We start from the raw sequence: 19,965 nt of genomic DNA, 5'->3' as shown, positions 1-19,965 counted from the left end.
AAAAAAGGGCTGAATTACCGTTCCGACAGGAGTAGAATGGCAGAATAGCCTACAAATTTACTCAGGTATTCGTCGTGTCAAATATTACTATTACAGAAACAGCTCAAACTCATTTTGCTAACCTGCTTTCACAGCAGCCAGAAGGGACTAACATCCGCGTATTCGTGGTAAACCCAGGTACGCAGAATGCAGAGTGTGGTGTATCTTACTGCCCTACAGATGCGGTAGAAGCATCTGATACTGAACTAGCATTTGAAGGTTTCTCTGCTTACGTAGATGAGCTAAGCCTGCCATTCCTAGACGAAGCTGAAATCGACTTCGTTACCGACAAAATGGGTTCACAGCTAACTCTAAAAGCTCCAAACGCAAAAATGCGTAAAGTGGCTGATGACGCACCTCTTCTAGAGCGTGTTGAGTACGCAATCCAGACTCAAGTAAACCCGCAACTAGCAGGCCACGGCGGTCATGTAAGCCTAGTTGAAATCACTGATGAAGGCGTTGCTATCGTCGCGTTTGGTGGTGGTTGTAACGGTTGTTCTATGGTTGATGTGACTCTAAAAGAAGGCATCGAGAAAGAACTTCTACAACAATTCGAGGGTGAACTAACAGCGGTTCGTGATGCAACTGAGCACGATCGCGGTGAGCACTCTTACTACTAATCACACCTAAGATTAGAGACCAAGGACCAAGGCTGATGTGAAAACATCGGCCTTTTTGTTTTTTAGGCTCCCAGTAACCAATACATCCACCCTGCTGCCTTCACTTCACGAACAAAATCAACAGAGTGGCGCTCTAATCTAGAGAACTGAGATTGCAATCGCTTCCTATTCAATAATTCCATGATATAAAAACTCACCTCTAGGAAGTGACCGCCATTTCCCCTATATTAGAAAGACTTTCCAAAAAGCTAAGGAGCGAGCGCATGACAAGAAGGACCAAGCCAGAAATCTTGGCTAAGCAAACTGTCGCTCAATCAAAACTGTTCTCTATTGAATCTCTCGATCTCAAGTTTTCTAACGGTGAGCTTCGTACCTATGAGCGGATGAAACCAAGCGGTCGCAACGCAGTAATGATGGTCCCAATTACTGAACAAGGCGATATTTTATTGGTGCGCGAGTACGCCGCAGGAACCGAACGCTATGAGCTAGGCTTCCCCAAAGGTCTCATCGACCAAGGTGAAACTCCAAGTGAAGCCGCGGTTAGAGAATTAAAAGAAGAGATTGGTTTTGGCGCTCGCAAACTCACGCCACTCAAGGAAGTGATTCTCGCCCCTTCTTATTTTTCGAGCAAAATGACGCTGTTTATTGCCGAAGATCTTTACCCAGAACAGCTAGAAGGTGACGAGCCAGAACCACTGGATATTGTGCGCTGGCCGCTGGCTCAAGGAGAAGAGTTACTGACGCATCTCGACTTCTGTGAAGCCCGCTCCATTACCGCCTTATTACTGGCTCTTCGACTACTAAAACAACAATCTGACGAAGAGTAAGAGACCTTTTATGCCAATGACAAAAGATTTATCCCATCTACTGCCCTCCGTGATTGGAATCGCTCGCTCAGCGGGACAGCTGATTCTAGAGATCTACGAGAAGAAAAATTACGAAGAGTATACAAAAAGTGACGATACCCCTGTCACCAGTGCCGACCTTGCAGCACACAAACTGATCTCAAAAAGATTGAGTGAATTGACCCCAGACATTCCCGTCCTGTCAGAAGAGGCTGCCGATATCAGCCTAGAGAAACGCTCTCAGTGGGATCGCTACTGGCTAGTTGATCCACTGGATGGCACCCAAGAGTTCATCGCGCGCAGCGGAGACTTTGCCACCATTATTGCACTAATTGAACACAACAAGCCTGTGATGGGTGTCGTCTACGGTCCAGTGTCTGGTGTGACATATTACGCTTACCACAGTAAAGGCGCTTGGAAGATTCCAGATTTGAACGATAGCGTGAAAATCAAAACTCATCGCCATGAGCTACCAAATCAGCCGATTGCAATGGCAATAAGCCGTCGCCAAGATATCAACCGCATCACCAACCGTATGAGCTCAAAATGGAACTACGATTTAGTTCCGCTTGGGTCAGCTGCCCTTAAGGCGTGTCTAGTCGCAGAGGGCGCGGTAGATTGTTACCTACGCTTGGGTCCAACCGGTGAGTGGGATACAGCCGCAACCCAGTGTATCGTTGAAGAAGCTGGCGGACGCATATTAAGCACTCACCTTGAGCCCCTGTCATACAACGAACGGGAAACATTAGAGAATCCAAACTTCATCGTGCTCGGTGATGCAGACTTACCTTGGGAAGAGATTCTACAAGGTAAAGATTAAACTCCACTCAGGCACCACTGTTAAGGTGGTGCTTTTCTCACCAAACTGTCGAACAAATATACAAATCTATCAATAGAAACTGATGATTTTATCATTATCATTCATACAGTTAAGTGGCTCAAAGTTCTAGGTCATATCATACTTGTTTCATTTACAAAGTTTGAACTGTCCTATAAAAACATTCCTTGCATATATCAAAACTAATTTCATATATCACAAGGATATGATAATGAACGTCAATGCTAGGCTTACTAAAAAGACTCTAATCGCGACTTCGGTGGCATCTATTCTACTTTCCGGTTGTGGCAGCGATAGCGACCCTTCCGACAGTTCTTCAAACGGCGGTACGGTACAAAAAGACGCCTTGATTTCCACATTAACTCTACCTGCTGGTGATGCTGAATGTGCTAACGGTGGTCTCAAGGTTATCGCTGGCTACGATGACGATAAAAATGGCACGCTTGAAGATAGCGAACATGTCTCCAATAAAACCATCTGTCACGATGGAACGAATAATACTCAGCAAGAAGGTAGCGATATCTTCAATCAAGCTTTGGTGTCGGTCGCTTTAATCGCAAAAACGGACACCAGATGTGATGCCGGAGGACAATTAGTCACTCTTGGTGTTGATGCGAACAAGAATGGCATTCTTGATAGCAGCGAAGTTCAGTCATCAGAAGTACTGTGTAGTATCGGTGCTGATTTCGCACCAAGCGCCATCATCAACTCGATCACAGCGAATCCAGCCATTGTTGCGGCAGGCGCACAAACAACGCTAACAGCAACCATCAGTAACCTTCAACCAAATGATAAGGTGACTTGGTATAACGAAAATGGAGATGCGTTAACGACAACCACTCCAACTCAAGTTACCGTTCAAGCAGGGACGACCGTCGGTCAAGAGAAGTACAAACTCAGCATTGAAACGACCAACGATCAAGGCCAAACCGTACTGCAAACCAAAGAGATCATTATCACCGTTGCAGAAGCGCCAGCACCAACTCAGTCTGTCGTTCTTAATAGCCAACAAGTCTTCTTACCTGAAGGTTATACAACCAGCGCGCTTACTGGTGATGTAACAGGTACGATTATCTACGCGAAGCCTGTTACTACCGCAGCCGCTTCAGCAAGAAGCTCACTTCCAACGCCAGATAATACTGAACTCGCTGGTTTTGTGGCAGAAAGGGGAGCGTTGAGTGGACAAACAACGGCTCAAGAGATCCTTGTTGATGGGGTTGGTGCTTTTGCCTCTCAGCTCAGCAGAGCGGATATTGTGCAGACATCCCTGACAACGCTAGAAAATGGCGATGTCAACGCAACCTATAAGATCACATTGCGCACAGGATTGAAGCTTACTGAAATCCTCAATACTCTGATCAATCAAGTAGCCGTGAATAAGATTGGCGGAACCGCTAGCGCTTTAGTTCCAGCAGCGTCTGAGGTCACTCAATTAGAGTATCAACTTGATATCACAACCAGCTACAACAAAGTCACAGACAGTGCCGTGATTACCAGCACACTGGTGCAAAACGACAAAGTTGTGGATTACTCAGATCTGATTGTTTCAACGACTTCAGAAAGTATCCAAGCATCTAAAGATGCAACATTGCAACTGCAGAATGATAAGTTTACTGCGCTTGACCAAACCACCTCTAAAGCTGACTTCCTATTTGTTATCGACAACTCAGGTAGTATGGGGGGCGAGCAGCAAGCGATCAGTGACTTAACGGTAGCCTTTACAGAAACCATTCAAAATGCGGGTGTGGACTTCATGGTTGGTACCATTACCACAGATTCAGATGAACTGCGTGGAAATGGCTTTACTAGTGATTTAATTCAAATTGCCAAAGACTTTAAACCAGGCATCGGCGGCAGCACTACGGAACGCGGGATCTATTACTCAGAACTTGCACTACAAAAAGGGGGGACGGTAGAGCTTGCTGGATACCCACGAACTGGCGCTTCACTGTCAGTCGTTATCATGAGTGATGAACCAAGCCAGTACCAAAGATACAACTCTCCAGAGTTTGATCCTAACAACAACTTGTTCCTTGATAATGGCTATCGAGTGTACTCTATCGTCGACCCATCACATGCAGATAAGAGTCAGTATGACGACCTCGCCTCAACAACGCTAGGTAAAACTCTAAACATCAATGTAGATACTGAATACAAATCATTTGTTGAAGTGATGGCGAAAAATGCGGGGGCCTCAAGTGCGGGTTACAAGCTTTCTAAAGCTGAAGCTCAACATGTTCTTTCATCGTCCATTCTAGTAACCGTTGATGGGGCAAAAGTGGATCGCAACTCTTCCAATGGTTGGCAATATTACCCACTATCTGAATCCATTGTGTTTACAGGTACGGCTATTCCAGCACAAGGCGCTGAAATTATCGTTGCTTATCAATATGTAGACGACTCAAAGTAACAACCAATCCATAAACAAAAGGGCGATAGAATTTAGTTCTATCGCCCTTTCTTTTTTATTCGCGATGCTACAACTACAAGCGCCCTTGATAAGTAAACTGGTACTTCCCTTGATTGTCAGGTTTGCCTAGCCAACGCAGTTGGTTTTGCATCGTGGGTGGGAACTCAGCACCCGGTTTGAACCATGCATTGGTTGCGTAGCGACGGTTCGGCGTTAAGCTTGCATCGAATTCACTCTCAACTTGCGTGGTTTTCTGAGTGCCTTTTGCAGCAATCGTATTGTCTTGGCAAGTGACATCAGCGATAACAGGACCAAAGTCCAACGCGCCTAGCGGTGTCTCCGCGCCAGCACCTGACCAAGCTAAGGTGCCTTCACCGGTTTGACACCAAGGTTGGCCTTGTTGAAGGTGTTTAATCGTCAGTTCCACCTGACCAACAGCAGCGATCGGTACTGGAATATTTGGGACGAACTTCAGTACCTCTTCAGCTGGCAGTGATGCCACCAAATTTTGCGCGTAAGCACCATTCATGCTGTAACCGACATAGCCCTTACCACGCAGGTTCATATCACTATCACGACCGAATCGAACCGCTAGCTCTGCCTTGCCTTGGAAAAGCTGGCTAAACTGAAAGTCCCACTGCACTGAGCCATAATTAACACGCTGCCAAACGATATTGCTGGCGCTGCCTTGCCAGATAGAGCCTTGCACACCGTTAATTTGTAGCCCTCTCACCTTAGGCGCATGCTTAAGAGCAAAGGCTGCTGGCAAGTGCAAAAGCAGACTGACTGAAAAAAACACGATAAAAATGGCACTGAAAAGTAAGCCATATTTTAGAGAAGAGCCTCGCTTCACACTAACCTCGCTTGAACTGTAATCGTTTGACTTCAATCACGCCCTGCGTGTCACTGCGGTCAATATCCATGAATTCTACTTCAACGCCTTGCTGCTCTTTCAGGTACGTTAACCAATCAACAAACTGATTAAATGGTACTGGCTTAACCCACACTTGCAGCATTTCGCCACGAGGTTGTACTCGAATCAACTCAATCTTAAAACGGCGCATTGAAGCCGGTACAGAACGGTTCAAAGGTTCAGAACTTTTCGCGCCACCACTGCCACGCAGTTCAACAATCTCATCCGCCTTGTTGCTCACCCAAGCCAGCAGCTGCTTTTCACTCTGAATACGGCTTTGCGCCAATTCCGCGCGAGTATTGAGCGGCTGAAGTACACCCCAATAAACGGCACCGACGATCAGCAAAATAGAGCACCCAATCACAAGCCTCTGTTCGCGTTGACTGATCGATGTCCACCACGCCTGGAGTGGCTCAATCATATTTCTCATCATTGATCTCCTAACGTGAGTTACTGTAATGGTTTAAGTGTAAAGCTGCCGTACACAGCATCGCCGTTACGGTTCAGCGGCCCTTGCTCAACAGAGAACTTCTCGGCAAGCTTAGTGCGAGCGGTCTCAAAGTGTTGGAAGTTAGAGCTTTTCGCTTGCAGACGCACTTCAGAGCGGTTGCCATCATAACGAATACTTTCCACTTCGATGGACGTCACTTGCCCCAACGTACTTGGTAGCTGAGTTAGCCAACCCAGCAGACTCGCGCTATCACTGGAGCCACCATATCGACTTGCCTCTTCGTTCATCGTGCGCTTCAAATAACTGACGCTTGGAATCTTACGTTTACCTGCCATCACCTGACGGAAAATGCGTTCACTCTCAGCTCGATACGCCTGAGCTTCCGCTTCGTAGCGCTGTACTTTGAGTGTCTGCTGGGTTGCGATAACCGCAATCAACAGACACGCGGCAATCGCCACCTTTTGCCAAATCTTCCAGTATTTAGTGAATGAAGATTTGGTTTTAAAGCGACCTGTCAGCAAGTTAGTTCCGCTGATAATCGCCTGTTGGCTGAGTACCGACATCACCAATTCTGCTGGTTTTGCTTGCCACTCCACTCCACTCTGCTGCTGAGCTTCTTCATCTGGCAGTGCGGTATAACTCAAGATCGTCGGCTTAACATCGTCTTCAGTAACAAGCCAATCGCTGCTTAAAAACATCGGCAGCCATGCTTGGCGAATAGAGACCGCTTGAAAGGTGCTTTGGCGCAATAACCACTGATCACCAATCTGCAATGCGGTTACGCCTTCCGCATCAACGGGAAGGGCAAGTGTATCCGGCAGGACTTTGCGAATGGTTATACCAACCTCTGAAAATGCACTCATTACCTGAGTAAGCCATTGCTGCTCGACACCACAAACGACCGCCGTCTCCGCGTTTTTATCTAGAATGGTAAAGTGCAGATCTTCAATATCCTGTGCGACTTCATCTTCCAATAGAAATGGCAGCATCGACTCAAACTGACGCGCTGCGCCTTTTGGGATCTCCACACGCTTCAATAGGCAATCATTGCCCGAGAGTAGCGCAATACAGGTCCGTTTCTCAGCATAAGGTGTCAGCTCATCAAGCTGTTGCCAGCTCGCAAGCTCGCCACTTGCGATCACTTCTTGCTGGCTTGTCGACCAAACTAACCACTGCACAGGGCTTTGTGGTTCGCTACTCAGTCGAACGGTCAGAAACTCGCTCACTGATTCCTCCAAAGCGACGGCGCACAACCGTCACTGTTTCTCGATTACTACTATAAAAGAGAGTGCGAATTCGAACTCGCGACTTCTCCACTAATACTTCAGCATCCAGCTCGAAGTAGCTACTATCTACCGCTAAATACCCTTTGGCTTTCTTGGTCACATCGGCACTGACACTCGATAAGTTCGACTCAGCTAAGAAATCATCAATGCTATCCCAGCCATCAAAGGGGCGGTTTTCAATCAACGCTTTAGCGTCAGATTCGCTCAAGTTCGGGGCAAACATCGCTTCTAGAAGCGGAGCCTGTTTGACCTTGAGTGTATTTACGTTCAAACGCCAGTCATCACTTGGCAGAGCACACACATAAGGGCGTACCTTATCCATCACCTCACCGCTCACTTGATACACGGCACGCAGTTCAGACTCGTCTGCCATCAAACCATTCGCTGCCAGATAAGCGGGCTTCATCGCTTCATAGGTGCTGTCTTCCACTCCCACAGAAGAGGCACTGCGCGTATCCTCATCGACAAATTCCCACGTCGAATTGGCGATCACTTCAGCTTGATAAGAGTCCACTTCTAGATTCTCTAACAGGGTTTGCCACACAGAGACCAAATAAGGTGATGTGTTATCTGTGGTGCTGGCAACAGACTTCAACGCATTCAAATTTAGACACGCTTGACCATCTCGAATGTGCCCCACCACTTGACCATAGTCGAGCGGATAAACCTGCTCTTCCAGTGCCCACGGCTGACTTAAATTGATGGTATCACTGTCTTTATAGCTCTGCTCAATACCAACCTTAGCCAGCGCTTCAATACCAATGCTATACCAGTAGGCTTGTTGATAATTGAGCTGATTACCCACACGTTTAAACTGCGTGAACAGCCTCTCAGACATACTCCCTGCAATCGTTGCCATGATCGCGAGCAGCATCAATATCACGATAAGCGCAACACCACCTTGCTTGCTGGGCTTCCCCATTGGGGATCGATTAACCATTATTGCCCCCACTTGACGAGGAGCTGTCACTCGTATTCATGCCGCCACTAGGTGTTAGGTAGACACGCTCAATTTCACCGTAATCTTTAAGGGTCAATTTAAGTCTGACTGCTTGTGGCAGCGCACGATCTGTCTGCCACTCCTCTAGCCATGAGCTTCCGTTGTAGAACTCTAGGCTAAAGGCTTCAATCCCTTCGAGTAGTGGTGTCACTACGCCTTCTTGTCCGGTTGGAGTATCGGGGTAACGCCACCATACTCGCTCGAGCGTCTCTTCTTTAATTCGGTAACCCACTTTAGTGACTTCCCCTCTTGGGAACTGCTGCTGTGGATTGTGCCACCCTAAACGGGTAAACATCACACCGATCGAGTCCGAATCGAGCAGATACTCTTGCATTAAGATCAGTTTAGATGATGCTTCTTCGCCGTTTGTTCGAAACTGGCGTTGCGCCATCTGGCGAAAATCATTATCTAAAATGACCAAGCTACGCTGCAGAGCATTCAATCGCGCACTACGTTCTATCGAGACGTCATTGCTACGTTGGATCTGATTCACCACCTGATACGCCGCCACACTCAAGGTGGCGAATATCGCAATCGAGACCAGCACCTCAATCAAGGTGAAGCCTTTTGTTTTACTGCGAGTCGCGCAGACACGTTTATTTTGAGACATAACTGCGTACCGTCACGACAGGTGATGCATTCTTACTGGTTGCCACACTGACATCAAAAGCCTTCAAAAGATTATCACTGGTCGGCACAGGTGTTATAGTCCAGAACCAGTCACGCTCTGCAAGCTTTTGGGTTCCCTGTGTCTTTTTCAGTTTCTCGGGGTGCAGCATCACCATCGCCATTTGATTATCAACCACCATCGCCGCGAAGGTTTTCTCTTCCAAGTAACTCAGCGTATTAATGTGCTGAGTGACCGCGCGAATGACACTGATCGCCGCTGTTGCAAAAATGGCCAACGCCACCAGTACCTCTAGCAGTGTCATACCACGCTGAGACTGCGAGCTAAGATTACTCCTCTTCATCTTCTTCTCCCGGCTCAAGCAGACGAATAACTCCATTATCTTTTACGCGGATACGCCAACCATCTTGCAGCGAATCACCAGTATTTGGGTAGAATGAGAGGGTAAAGGGCGTTAACTCAGCACTCGATAGGATGTAGATTTGAGGTGGTCTAGGCTTCTTCTCTTCTTCTAAGTCTGCAAACATGTCTTCGTCAAACAGACTGCCTGGATTAAAGAGCCGATCATCGTCTTGCCACGCACCACCGCCGAGCTTCAATGAAAGAGACAACTCTTTTGGTAGCTCAGTCGTCGAAGGAATCTTTTCAAACTCCACTTCCTGCCAACCTTCAGAGTTCAAGCTCATCAGGACATAAGTGGATTTTTTCTCATCAACACGAATGCCAAAGTCTAAGCCACTGAGAATGGCTTCTTCATTAAGTAGCTGTACACGCTGGTAAAAACTGTGTGCGTACTGCTTAGCGACATCTTTGGCATTGGTAGGAATCGTGGCGATCACCGCCACTGCGGTTAGTGACAGTAATACGAGAACTAGCAGAATTTCTATTAAAGTAAATCCACGCAAACGTATTGTGCTGCGCGATTGAACAGAGCTTCTCATGTTTCGTATTACCATCACGATATGCGTTCACAATAAGCGAGGGCTTATTGGAAGTCTTGCATGTTCCAGTTGCCGATATCTGCTGCCGCACCTTCACCGCCTTCTTGACCATCAGCACCTAACGTGAAGATATCAATCGTGCCATTGTCGCCAGGGCTTACGTATTGGTACGCATTACCCCAAGGGTCGTTTGGCAGACGCTTGATGTAACCACCGTCACGGTAGTTACGTGGCTCTGGGCTGCTTGGCTTTGAAACCAATGCATCTAAACCTTGATCCGTTGTTGGGTACACGCTGTTGTCTAGCTTGTACATATCGAGTGCGTTCTCCAGAGCAACGATGTCAGTGATCGCTTTCTGTTGATCCGCTTTCTCTTTGTTGCCCAGAAGGTTTGGCACAACGAAGCTCGCCAACACACCTAGGATAACCACAACCACCATTACCTCTAACAGGGTAAAGCCGGATTGCTTGTTGATTTTATTTTTCATTGTTTTCTCCAAATGACAGCCGGAGAGTTTAGCAGACGCGCCTCTCTCCAAATCTAAAAACTAATCGGTAAAATTTAAAAACTAATAAGCAATATTTAAAAGCTAATAAGTAAAATAAGCGAGATTATCCGCTCATTAAATTATTCATTTCCAACATTGGCATCAGGGTCGCCATAACGATAAACAGCACCAAACCCGCCATCAGCGCAATCAAAGCTGGCGTAAAGATACCTAGGGCAATGTTCACTGTAGACTCAAAGCTTTGGTCTTGGTTATCGGCAGCACGAGTTAGCATCTGCTCTAGCTGACCACTCTGCTCACCACTGGCAATCATGTGCAGCATCATAGGTGGAAACAGCTTGGTTTGATCGAGCGCTTTTCTCAGGCTCGCACCTTCACGTACATTGTCTGAAGCCTGTAGAACCTGCTGTTTCACATGGTGGTTCGACATCACATCCACCGCGACCTTCATCCCTTCAAGAATAGGGATAGCACTTGAAGTACAGATAGATAGAGTGCGCGCAAAACGCGAGGTGTTGATCCCTTTGGCAATTTTTCCAATCAGAGGGATACTCAGAAGTTTTCTATCCCAGCTCAAACGAATCGACGGCTTCTTGAGCGCCGTTTTGACCAGAACAATAAAGCCAACGATCAGTAAGAACAGCTGAATACCCCAACTCTGAATAAACTCACTCGAAGCCAGCAGAAATTGGGTAGATTGAGGCAGTTCTTGCCCCATCTGAATGATGGGTTCAACAATTTTAGGCACGACGGTTGCGAGCAAGAATGAGACTATCGTCACCGCAAAGACCACCAGCACCACCGGATAGATCATCGCTTGCATCAGCTTAGAGCGCATCTTTTGACGATTCTCAGCGTAATCAGCCAAGCGCTCTAAAACTGCATCTAAGTGACCCGATTTTTCACCGGCAGCCACCATGGCACGAAACAGCTCATCGAAGATATGAGGGTAATCAGCCAAGCTGTCAGCTAGGGTGTAACCTTCGGTCACCTTAGAGCGAACCGCTAATAGCATGGTGCGAATACGCGGTTTCTCAGACTGCTCTGCTACTGCTTTCAAACACTCCTCGAGCGGCATACCAGACTGCACCAGAGTTGAGATCTGGCGGGTAATCAAAGCAAGATCTGGCGTACTGATACCACGCTTAAAGCTGGTCGAAGGCGCACTGCCCCCTTTACTGCTTTTGGTTTTTGCTTCAGCCATCTCAACAGGCATCAAGCCTTGCTCTTTAAGTCGCTGACGAGCTTGACGCGCGTTGTCCGCTTCTATTGAGCCTTTCTTGGTTTTACCCTTAGCATCCAGTGCTTTGTATTCAAATGCCGCCATACTAGACTTCCTTAGTCACGCGCATCACTTCTTCGAGTGAAGTGATGCCCTGACGAACCTTAGCTAGGCCATCATCGCGAATACTAGGCGTTGTGCTACGAATCGCTTTTTCGATCGCTTGCTCACCGGCTTCACTATGAATCAGCTCTTGCACCGATTCATCAACCATGAGCAACTCATGGATACCCGTTCGGCCGCGATAACCTTTGTGGTTGCACGCTTCACACCCTTTGGCATGATACAGGGTTAGGCTGTCTTTCTTCTTCAAATCAAACAGCTTTTTGGTCTCTTTATCCGCCTCGTACGGCTCTTTACAGTCGTTACACAGCGTACGAACCAAGCGTTGAGCCAAAACACCCAACAACGAGGAAGAGATAAGGAAAGGTTCGATACCCATGTCACGCAGACGAGTAATCGCACCAACCGCTGTGTTGGTGTGCAGGGTCGACATTACCAAGTGACCCGTCAAAGATGCCTGAACCGCAATCTCTGCCGTTTCTAAGTCACGAATCTCACCAATCATTACCACGTCTGGGTCTTGACGAAGAATCGCCCTTAGGCCGCGAGCAAAGGTCATATCAACCTTAGGGTTTACCTGAGTTTGACCAATGCCATCGATATCAAATTCAATCGGGTCTTCAACAGTAAGTATGTTGCGCTCATTGCTGTTCAGCTCTTGCAAGCCCGCATACAAGGTCGTCGATTTACCAGAACCGGTTGGGCCGGTTACCAAGATAATCCCATGCGGACGTTGAATCAGTTTGCGGAAGTTCTCGTGATTTTGCGCTGTCATGCCTAAGCTGTGCAGGTCAAGACGGGTCGCATTCTTATCAAGTAGACGCATTACCACACGCTCACCGTGCGAAGACGGCATGGTCGATACACGCACATCCACGGCACGACCACCGATACGCAGTGAAATACGACCATCTTGTGGGACACGTTTTTCTGCGATATCCAGCTTAGCCATAACCTTCACACGCGATACCAGCAGAGGTGCCAATTTACGGCTCGGTGCCAATACATCACGTAACACGCCATCAATACGAAAACGGATCGAGAGTGATTTTTCGAAGGTTTCGATATGAATATCCGAGGCGCCCTCTTTGATCGCTTCACCTAGCATCGCATTGATTAGCTTAATGATCGGTGCATCATCTTCTGATTCCAACAAGTCTTCATCTTGTGGCAGCTCTTCAGCCAACGAGAAGAAGTCGTCGTTATCAGCGCCGATATCTTCCATCAATTGACGTGCTTCCGATGAATCGCGTTGATAAGCTTCGGTTAGCTTTTTCTCAAACTCATCCGAGATAATCGCTTGTGGAGTAAAGCCACTTTTTATCACGCGGCTCACTTCTAGGATCGCGGCGGATTTAAGCGGCTCTACATAGTACAGCACTGGCGGGCGCTCTGGATGCTGATACTCAAGCACCATCTTATAGCGGTTTGCAAAGCTGAATGGCAAACGCTGAAAGCGATGAACAGGCTCAACCATCTCTGCCATTATTTCTCTTCCATTTGATCGATGAAGGCTTGAATTTCTGCTGGGTGGTTAAAGCTCTCACCAAACTTAGGCAGTACTGGAATATTGTCGTCATCCAACAGCTTCAAGCCCTGCTCAGCCTTGAACAGCTGCTCAGCACGAATGAAGTTATATTTACGTTGGGTAATGCCGTCCGCGGACACACCATCGCGAATGATGGTCGGCTTGATGAACACCATTAGGTTTTTCTTCTCAACTTGGGTACTGGTTGACTTAAACAGGTGACCAAGCACCGGAATGTCACCCAGTAGTGGCACTTTCGATTCACTCTCTAGTGCGCGCTCATCGATCAGACCGCCCAGTACCAGCATTTGGCCGTCTTGAACAATCACAGAAGTATTTAATTGACGCTTGCCAAAACGTACGTCGACAGCACCGTTAGCACCCAAAACGTTAGAGACTTCTTGTTCAATATTCAGTTGAACTGAGTCGCCTTCGTTAATTTGTGGAACAACTTTCAGCTTGATACCGACTTCTTTACGATCCACGGTTTGGAACGGGTTATCGTTGCTTGAGCCCGCCGTAGAGCCAGTCAGTACCGGAACCTCCTCACCAACAATGAAAGAGGCTTCCCCGTTATCCATAACGGTAATACTTGGAGAAGATAAAATATTCGAGTTGGAATCGGTCGCAACCGCACTGATCAGTGCCGTCCAATCGCCCATCACTACGCTTACTGCAGCGCCGTTTACACCAGAGAGTGCTGAAGCCAGTGTTGAGTAATCGCCCGGTTCAGTTACATCATATGGAACTCGGTTGCCATTATTATCAGTGTAGTATTCAGTACTTGTTTGATCCTCAGCTTCCTCTAGACCAATCATTACGCTACCAATCGACGCACCGGTATTGCTGTATTGGATCATCGCGCCTGTTTCAAGGTTACCCCATTGCACACCCAAGTTGACTCCATCACCCTCTGCCATTTCGACAATCAGAGCTTCAATCAGCACTTGAGCACGGCGAATATCTAACTGGGCAATCACATCTTGCAGCGCTTTCATGATGTCGGGTTGCGCGGTGATCACCAACGAGTTCGTTCCTGCGTGTGCAGAAATCATCACTTGGTCACGATTGCTGCTACGATTTTTACTTGAACTCTGCTTCTCTGACTGCAAGTTATCTGATACACCCTTAAGCACATCGACTAAGTCTTCTGCTTTCGCGTACTTCAAATAGACAACTTGGTTGTTGCCTTTCGTTGCCATCTCAACATCGAGTTGCTCAATCAGCCTTCTTAGTCGGTTGCGAACTTTAGGATCACCGGAAATCAGAATAGCGTTGGTTCGCTCATCCGCTACCAGCTTAGGCTGGAGGAAAGCGGGTGTGTTTTTCGCATCAGTGGTTTTGTTGAGCGCATCAACGATACGAACCATCTCGGCAGCGGAAGCATTCTTCAGCTCTACCACTTCAATCTCTTTATCACCCGCTTGGTCAACACGCTGAATGATTTCAGCAAGACGGTTCACAACCGCTGCTCGACCAGTAATTAGGATGATGTTGGCAGGGTCGTAGTGGACGACGTTACCCGCGCCTGCATTGTCATTCAGTTGACGCAGTAGTGGCGAAAGCTCACGAACAGAAACATTTCGCACCGTCACCACGCGCGTCACCACGCTATCGCCTTGAATATTGTCGCGGTCGCCGACCACAGGAATAGCAGATGTTTTAGAGTCTTTAGCTTTGATGATCTTCAGTACGCCCGATTCCATCTCAACCACGGCGTAGCCGTAAACTTCCAGAACATTGAGGAAGAAGCTGTAATACTGTTCTTCGTTGAGTACGTCATAACTGCGCACATCAATCTTGCCACGCACCGATGGGTCAACGATGATCGTCTTCTCTAGGTTACGGCCAACAATATTAATAAACTCTTGAATATCAGTGCCTTTAAAGCTGGCACTAAAATCATTAGCGATGGCTGCTGGTGTGCAGATCAAGCTTCCTGCTAATAACCATGCACTTTTCTTAAACCAATGCTTCACGTACTACTCCTACACTCTCGCTTCTCACTAAGCGACATGTTTTAAAATTCGATATAAATGTCATGCTGCTGTCCGTCTCTTTCAACCACTAAGTTAAGTTCGGTCAAATCAGAAATAGAACTAAAAATAGTGCCCATAGCAGCCTGATCAGTCAGGTCTTGTCCATTAAGCTGAGTCGCGATGTCCCCACTTTGGAGCCCAACTGATTCAAAAAGTTCGGGATCTTTTCCTGGACTGACTCGATAGCCAATCACATTGCCGTCGCGTTTCACTTGCGAAAGACGCACATACTGGAAGATTTGTTGCGGGTCTTTGGTGATCGTCGCTTTAATCTCTTCAAGCTTCTCTTCCGCAGAACCTGGATTATTACCACGCACCGATGCCGAAGCGCGAGGCTTCGCTGGTTCTGAAACCGACAAGCGTTTGTATTCGAGACCTTCTAGCATCAAAGTTTCATCGCGGCCTGAGTTATCAATGATCACACGATCAATCAACACCGCTTTAAGCTTGGCACGTGTCCCTTCTATCTCTTCGCTAATACCGTAAGTCGCTTGTTGACCACGGTTGGCAATCACGGCAAGGCTACGCTGCGGATCTGAGCTCGCAACAGCCCCCACCAACACGAGGTTGAGTCGCGTCTTAGGAGCGTCTTGTATAACGGGTTGCTTAACCACTTTTGGTGTTTCAGCACGATATTCACCAAAAAGATTGCTCTTCTGGAGGGAGGAGATATCGAGCGTAGATTGTGGTCGAGAAGATGACGAGGCTTGCGCTTTCCAAGGTGTAATTGACTGGTCTGCAGGGTCAATCAACCAGGCCAACTGACCCAGTATCCATGCAGAAATGGCAATCAATACACAACAGGTTATCAGGCTCAGCTTTTGCTGAAATACAAATCCATTCTCTATTAAGCGGCTCAACAAAGGAGAATTTCCCATGCGATTTTTGAGCTCCAATAACTTCACTTGCCTAAACCCTTTTGTGAAGATGAGAGCGCTAAATCATTAAGCTCTCAGCTTTTTTGTACATAAACGCTACGCCAATTACTGATTTGGCATAGGATCCAAAACTATATCATAGCCTACGCATAAAAAGTCATAACGTGAGCTATTTTGCAGTATGCCTTGAAAAAAAACACATTTGCCACCACTTTAGCTTCTACCAAATGTGATAAGCATCATCTAAGACAAGTTGCGAACTGATTTTACTCAGTTAACCACATTCATTTTTTCACTTAAAAGGCACAGCGCCATATGAAACCTGCTAATGAAGCTGTCAGACTAGATAAATGGTTGTGGGCAGCACGCTTTTACAAAACTCGCTCTATCGCTCGTAATATGGTCGATGGTGGTAAAGTCCACTATAATGGTCAACGCAGCAAACCAAGCAAAATCGTAGAACTTGGGGCGGTGATTTCACTGCGTCAAGGCAATGAGGAAAAGACGGTCACGATCGATAAAATTTCGGATCAACGTCGTGGAGCTCCAGAAGCCCAAACCCTTTATACCGAAACGAAAGAAAGCTTGGCAAAGCGTGAAGCACACGCCCAACAGCGTAAATTACATGCACATAACCCAAGCCCTGAACGCCGTCCTGACAAAAAGCAACGTCGTGACATCATCAAGTTCAAGCATCAATAAGCTAGAAGGAACCGCCAAATGGCAAACAATGTTTTAAATCGCTACCTATTTGAAGACCTATCGGTACGTGGTGAATTGGTACAACTGGACGAAGCGTACCAACAAATTATTTCTAGCAAGGAATACCCAGCGGCTATTCAAAAGCTTCTTGGTGAGCTATTAGTTTCAACGACTCTTCTTACTGCGACTCTAAAGTTTGAAGGCTCTATCACTATGCAACTGCAAGGTGATGGCCCAGTTTCTCTAGCAGTAATCAACGGCGATCACGACCAAAAGATCCGTGGCGTCGCACGTTTCGAAGGCGACATCGCTGATGATGCAAGCCTGCATGACCTAATGGGTAAAGGCTACCTAGTGATCACTATCGATCCTAAGAAAGGTGAGCGTTACCAAGGTATCGTAGCACTAGAAGGCGACACACTAGCAGACGTTCTTGAAGGCTACTTCGCAAACTCTGAGCAGCTTAAGACACGCCTATGGCTACGCACTGGCGAACACGAAGGTAAACCACATGCAGCAGGTATGCTTCTGCAAGTGATGCCAGACGGCACGGGTACACCAGACGATTTTGAACACCTAGAGCAGCTCACGGCAACAGTAAAAAATGAAGAGCTATTCACTTTAGAAGCGAACGAGCTTCTATACCGCTTGTACAACCAAGAAAAAGTACAACTGTTCACTCCACAACCTGTAGAGTTCTTCTGTGGTTGTTCTCGTGAACGCAGCGGTGCCGCTATCGTGACAGTAGATCAAGAAGAGATTTACAGCATCATCAGCACTGAAGGTAGCGTTTCACTTCACTGTGATTACTGTGGCACAAGCTACGCATTCGACAAGAGCGATGTTGATGCTCTGTTCGCAGAAGCGACAGATAAAGGCGACAATACGGTTCATTAATTTACGTCGTTCTAAAAACACGTAATTTAAACCAAAAAGGTCAGCGCAAAGCTGACCTTTTTTGTGATCAAATTGGCGCAAATCCCGTAACATCTCGTAATAAAATCACTGCTTAATTTTAATCAATTAATAATGTTCAAGCCCCTAGCGCAAAGGTTTGCGTACAGGATAGACTAGTTGGGCCAATATGTGACGAGACACTTAAAACCCCACGGAAAATATGGATAATTTTTGAGCTATATCCCTGTTTCCCCCATGTCTCGTTGCTAGCATGGTGAGCAGATAACAACAAAAAATTAATACAAAATCCCTACAAAATATCCTACAAGGAGCACCTATGACCGTTATGGAACATACAAAGGCTGCACAAATCGATCTTACTAAACACGGAATTACTGGCGTAACTGAAGTGCTGCGTAACCCAAGTTACGAGCAGTTATTCGTGGAAGAAACGCTTCCAGGCTTAGAGGGCTACGAAAAAGGCGTAGTGACCGAACTAGGTGCTGTTGCTGTTGACACTGGTATCTTTACTGGCCGCTCACCAAAAGATAAGTACATTGTTAAAGACGATACGACTCGCGATACCATGTGGTGGTCGGATCAAGGTAAGAATGACAACAAAGCGATTACCACTGAAGTGTGGAACGATCTGAAAGAGCTCGTAACGACACAGCTATCTGGCAAACGCCTATTTGTCATTGACGGTTACTGTGGTGCTAACCCTGATACGCGTCTAAGCGTACGTATTATCACTGAAGTGGCGTGGCAAGCGCACTTCGTTAAGAATATGTTTATCCGCCCAACCGAAGAAGAGCTGGCAACATTTGAACCAGACTTCGTCGTTATGAACGGCGCGAAAACAACCAACCCGAAATGGCAAGAACACGGCCTAAACTCTGAAAACTTTGTTGCGTTTAATCTGACGGAGCGTGTACAAATCATCGGTGGTACTTGGTACGGCGGTGAGATGAAGAAAGGCATGTTCGCCATGATGAACTACCTGCTTCCACTGCAAGGCATCGCTTCAATGCACTGTAGCGCAAACGTGGGCGAGAAAGGCGACGTAGCGGTATTCTTCGGTCTATCAGGTACAGGTAAAACAACGCTATCTACAGACCCTAAACGTGAACTTATTGGTGACGATGAGCACGGTTGGGATGATGACGGTATCTTCAACTTCGAAGGTGGCTGTTACGCGAAGACTATTCGCCTATCAAAAGAAGCAGAACCAGAGATCTACAACGCAATCCGTCGTGATGCTCTGCTAGAGAACGTAACAGTACGTGGTGATGGCTCTATCGATTTCGATGATGGCTCTAAAACAGAAAACACTCGTGTTTCTTACCCAATCCACCACATCGATAACATCGTTAAGCCAGTTTCAAAAGCGGGCCACGCGAAGAAAGTTATCTTCCTAACTGCGGATGCATTTGGCGTTCTTCCACCAGTTTCTAAGCTGACTCCAGAGCAAACGAAGTACCACTTCCTATCTGGCTTCACAGCAAAACTAGCGGGCACTGAACGTGGTATCACTGAGCCAACGCCAACATTCTCTGCAGCGTTTGGCGCAGCGTTCCTAACACTACACCCAACCAAGTATGCAGAAGTACTAGTAAAACGTATGGAAGCGGTTGGCGCAGAAGCCTACCTAGTGAACACAGGTTGGAACGGCAGTGGTAAGCGTATCTCTATCCAAGATACTCGCGGTATCATCGACGCAATCCTAGATGGCTCAATCGACGATGCAGAAACTAAGGTAATCCCTATGTTTAACCTAGAAGTACCGCTAGCACTGCACGATGTTGACCCAACAATCCTAGATCCACGTGATACTTACACAGATCCACTACAGTGGGAAAGCAAAGCGAAAGACCTTGCGGAGCGCTTCATCAACAACTTTGATAAGTACACCGACAACGACGAAGGTAAAGCGCTTGTTGCTGCAGGCCCACAACTGGATTAATTGTTCACTCTGCTCTGAGGACAAAGTCATAAGGCTAACCCCCTCTTAAAAACGATATTTTTGTAGCAAGCCCCTCTTTTGAGGGGCTTTTTTGTTGCCGCAGCGCCTATTTTGTTCCACTCTATTTTGAGCA

Annotated in this window: 19 protein-coding genes; 7 read left to right on the top strand and 12 right to left on the bottom strand. The window is 47.0% G+C overall.

The features are described 5' to 3' along the window. Nucleotides 1–74: 74 nt before the first annotated feature. The 4 genes from nfuA to vsple_RS00575 all read left to right on the top strand — a co-directional run bounded on the left by nfuA (nt 75) and on the right by vsple_RS00575 (nt 4,752). On the top strand, nt 75–659 hold the full coding sequence (gene nfuA / locus vsple_RS00590) for a Fe-S biogenesis protein NfuA (RefSeq protein ID WP_032551117.1): 585 nt from the start codon (nt 75–77) through the stop codon (nt 657–659). Between the two features lie 263 nt (nt 660–922). Then, the gene (gene nudE, locus vsple_RS00585; protein ID WP_255231694.1) at nt 923–1,486 is read left to right on the top strand and encodes an ADP compounds hydrolase NudE; all 564 of its coding nucleotides are present in this window, start codon (nt 923–925) and stop codon (nt 1,484–1,486) included. 10 nt (nt 1,487–1,496) lie between these two features. Continuing rightward, complete coding sequence (gene cysQ, locus vsple_RS00580; protein WP_255231695.1) at nt 1,497–2,324, top strand: 3'(2'),5'-bisphosphate nucleotidase CysQ; 828 nt, start codon at nt 1,497–1,499, stop codon at nt 2,322–2,324. Between the two features lie 229 nt (nt 2,325–2,553). Continuing rightward, nucleotides 2,554–4,752 carry a vWA domain-containing protein gene (locus vsple_RS00575; RefSeq protein WP_261882364.1) on the top strand — a complete coding sequence of 733 codons (2,199 nt, stop codon included), beginning with the start codon at nt 2,554–2,556 and terminating at the stop codon, nt 4,750–4,752. 73 nt (nt 4,753–4,825) lie between these two features. Here vsple_RS00575 and vsple_RS00570 read toward each other — a convergent pair whose 3' ends face one another. From vsple_RS00570 to gspC, 12 genes are all read right to left on the bottom strand, one after another. Then, a complete protein-coding gene (locus vsple_RS00570; RefSeq protein WP_261882363.1) occupies nt 4,826–5,605 on the bottom strand; it encodes a type II secretion system protein N in 780 nt (259 codons plus the stop codon). A gap of 1 nt (nt 5,606) precedes the next feature. Next, nucleotides 5,607–6,095 (bottom strand): type II secretion system protein M, encoded by a 489-nt coding sequence (locus vsple_RS00565; RefSeq protein WP_261883098.1) that lies wholly within the window; start codon nt 6,093–6,095, stop codon nt 5,607–5,609. Nucleotides 6,096–6,115: 20 nt separating this feature from the next. Continuing rightward, nucleotides 6,116–7,342: a type II secretion system protein GspL gene (gene gspL, locus vsple_RS00560; RefSeq protein WP_261882362.1), complete on the bottom strand. Its 1,227-nt coding sequence runs from the start codon at nt 7,340–7,342 to the stop codon at nt 6,116–6,118. Further along, nucleotides 7,311–8,342, bottom strand: a complete 1,032-nt coding sequence (gene gspK / locus vsple_RS00555) for a type II secretion system minor pseudopilin GspK (RefSeq protein WP_261882361.1) — start codon at nt 8,340–8,342, stop codon at nt 7,311–7,313. The genes gspL and gspK overlap by 32 nt, the downstream gene beginning before the upstream one ends. Further along, on the bottom strand, nt 8,335–9,012 hold the full coding sequence (gene gspJ, locus vsple_RS00550; protein ID WP_261882360.1) for a type II secretion system minor pseudopilin GspJ: 678 nt from the start codon (nt 9,010–9,012) through the stop codon (nt 8,335–8,337). Before gspJ ends, gspK begins: the two co-directional genes overlap by 8 nt. Then, nucleotides 8,999–9,373, bottom strand: coding sequence for a type II secretion system minor pseudopilin GspI (gene gspI, locus vsple_RS00545; protein WP_255231701.1), 375 nt, complete (start codon nt 9,371–9,373; stop codon nt 8,999–9,001). Before gspI ends, gspJ begins: the two co-directional genes overlap by 14 nt. Beyond that, nucleotides 9,360–9,971 carry a type II secretion system minor pseudopilin GspH gene (gspH, locus tag vsple_RS00540; protein WP_255231702.1) on the bottom strand — a complete coding sequence of 204 codons (612 nt, stop codon included), beginning with the start codon at nt 9,969–9,971 and terminating at the stop codon, nt 9,360–9,362. Before gspH ends, gspI begins: the two co-directional genes overlap by 14 nt. 44 nt (nt 9,972–10,015) lie before the next feature. Continuing rightward, nucleotides 10,016–10,459 carry a type II secretion system major pseudopilin GspG gene (gene gspG, locus vsple_RS00535; RefSeq protein ID WP_255231703.1) on the bottom strand — a complete coding sequence of 148 codons (444 nt, stop codon included), beginning with the start codon at nt 10,457–10,459 and terminating at the stop codon, nt 10,016–10,018. 124 nt (nt 10,460–10,583) lie between these two features. Continuing rightward, nucleotides 10,584–11,807 carry a type II secretion system inner membrane protein GspF gene (gene gspF, locus vsple_RS00530; RefSeq protein WP_261882359.1) on the bottom strand — a complete coding sequence of 408 codons (1,224 nt, stop codon included), beginning with the start codon at nt 11,805–11,807 and terminating at the stop codon, nt 10,584–10,586. A gap of 1 nt (nt 11,808) precedes the next feature. Next, nucleotides 11,809–13,311 carry a type II secretion system ATPase GspE gene (gene gspE / locus vsple_RS00525; protein ID WP_261882358.1) on the bottom strand — a complete coding sequence of 501 codons (1,503 nt, stop codon included), beginning with the start codon at nt 13,309–13,311 and terminating at the stop codon, nt 11,809–11,811. Continuing rightward, complete coding sequence (gene gspD / locus vsple_RS00520) at nt 13,311–15,332, bottom strand: type II secretion system secretin GspD (RefSeq protein WP_261882357.1); 2,022 nt, start codon at nt 15,330–15,332, stop codon at nt 13,311–13,313. The genes gspE and gspD overlap by 1 nt, the downstream gene beginning before the upstream one ends. Before the next feature lie 41 nt (nt 15,333–15,373). After that, nucleotides 15,374–16,270: a type II secretion system protein GspC gene (gene gspC / locus vsple_RS00515; protein WP_255231707.1), complete on the bottom strand. Its 897-nt coding sequence runs from the start codon at nt 16,268–16,270 to the stop codon at nt 15,374–15,376. Nucleotides 16,271–16,585: 315 nt separating this feature from the next. Here gspC and hslR point away from each other — a divergent pair, with 315 nt between their 5' ends. From hslR to pckA, 3 genes are all read left to right on the top strand, one after another. After that, on the top strand, nt 16,586–16,972 hold the full coding sequence (hslR, locus tag vsple_RS00510; protein WP_255231708.1) for a ribosome-associated heat shock protein Hsp15: 387 nt from the start codon (nt 16,586–16,588) through the stop codon (nt 16,970–16,972). 18 nt (nt 16,973–16,990) lie between these two features. Then, nucleotides 16,991–17,869 (top strand): Hsp33 family molecular chaperone HslO, encoded by an 879-nt coding sequence (gene hslO, locus vsple_RS00505; protein WP_255231709.1) that lies wholly within the window; start codon nt 16,991–16,993, stop codon nt 17,867–17,869. Nucleotides 17,870–18,206: 337 nt separating this feature from the next. Then, nucleotides 18,207–19,832 carry a phosphoenolpyruvate carboxykinase (ATP) gene (pckA, locus tag vsple_RS00500; RefSeq protein WP_255231710.1) on the top strand — a complete coding sequence of 542 codons (1,626 nt, stop codon included), beginning with the start codon at nt 18,207–18,209 and terminating at the stop codon, nt 19,830–19,832. The last annotated feature ends 133 nt before the right edge of the window (nt 19,833–19,965 follow it).

The sequence above is a fragment of the Vibrio pelagius genome (assembly GCF_024347575.1).
Taxonomy (GTDB): domain Bacteria; phylum Pseudomonadota; class Gammaproteobacteria; order Enterobacterales; family Vibrionaceae; genus Vibrio; species Vibrio pelagius.
The sequence above is the reverse complement of the archived record's forward strand: the minus strand, read 5'-3'. Positions and strand labels throughout refer to the sequence as shown.

Bases quoted from the DNA above. Each gene is read 5' to 3' on its own strand.
- nudE (WP_255231694.1), top strand. From the start codon at position 923: ATGACAAGAAGGACCAAGCCAGAAATCTTGGCTAAGCAAACTGTCGCT.
- cysQ (WP_255231695.1), top strand. From the start codon at position 1,497: ATGCCAATGACAAAAGATTTATCCCATCTACTGCCCTCCGTGATTGGA.
- vsple_RS00575 (WP_261882364.1), top strand. From the start codon at position 2,554: ATGAACGTCAATGCTAGGCTTACTAAAAAGACTCTAATCGCGACTTCG.
- vsple_RS00565 (WP_261883098.1), bottom strand. From the start codon at position 6,095: ATGAGAAATATGATTGAGCCACTCCAGGCGTGGTGGACATCGATCAGT.
- gspK (WP_261882361.1), bottom strand. From the start codon at position 8,342: ATGGTTAATCGATCCCCAATGGGGAAGCCCAGCAAGCAAGGTGGTGTT.
- gspJ (WP_261882360.1), bottom strand. From the start codon at position 9,012: ATGTCTCAAAATAAACGTGTCTGCGCGACTCGCAGTAAAACAAAAGGC.
- gspI (WP_255231701.1), bottom strand. From the start codon at position 9,373: ATGAAGAGGAGTAATCTTAGCTCGCAGTCTCAGCGTGGTATGACACTG.
- gspH (WP_255231702.1), bottom strand. From the start codon at position 9,971: ATGAGAAGCTCTGTTCAATCGCGCAGCACAATACGTTTGCGTGGATTT.
- gspG (WP_255231703.1), bottom strand. From the start codon at position 10,459: ATGAAAAATAAAATCAACAAGCAATCCGGCTTTACCCTGTTAGAGGTA.
- gspF (WP_261882359.1), bottom strand. From the start codon at position 11,807: ATGGCGGCATTTGAATACAAAGCACTGGATGCTAAGGGTAAAACCAAG.
- gspE (WP_261882358.1), bottom strand. From the start codon at position 13,311: ATGGCAGAGATGGTTGAGCCTGTTCATCGCTTTCAGCGTTTGCCATTC.
- gspC (WP_255231707.1), bottom strand. From the start codon at position 16,270: ATGGGAAATTCTCCTTTGTTGAGCCGCTTAATAGAGAATGGATTTGTA.
- hslR (WP_255231708.1), top strand. From the start codon at position 16,586: ATGAAACCTGCTAATGAAGCTGTCAGACTAGATAAATGGTTGTGGGCA.
- hslO (WP_255231709.1), top strand. From the start codon at position 16,991: ATGGCAAACAATGTTTTAAATCGCTACCTATTTGAAGACCTATCGGTA.
- pckA (WP_255231710.1), top strand. From the start codon at position 18,207: ATGACCGTTATGGAACATACAAAGGCTGCACAAATCGATCTTACTAAA.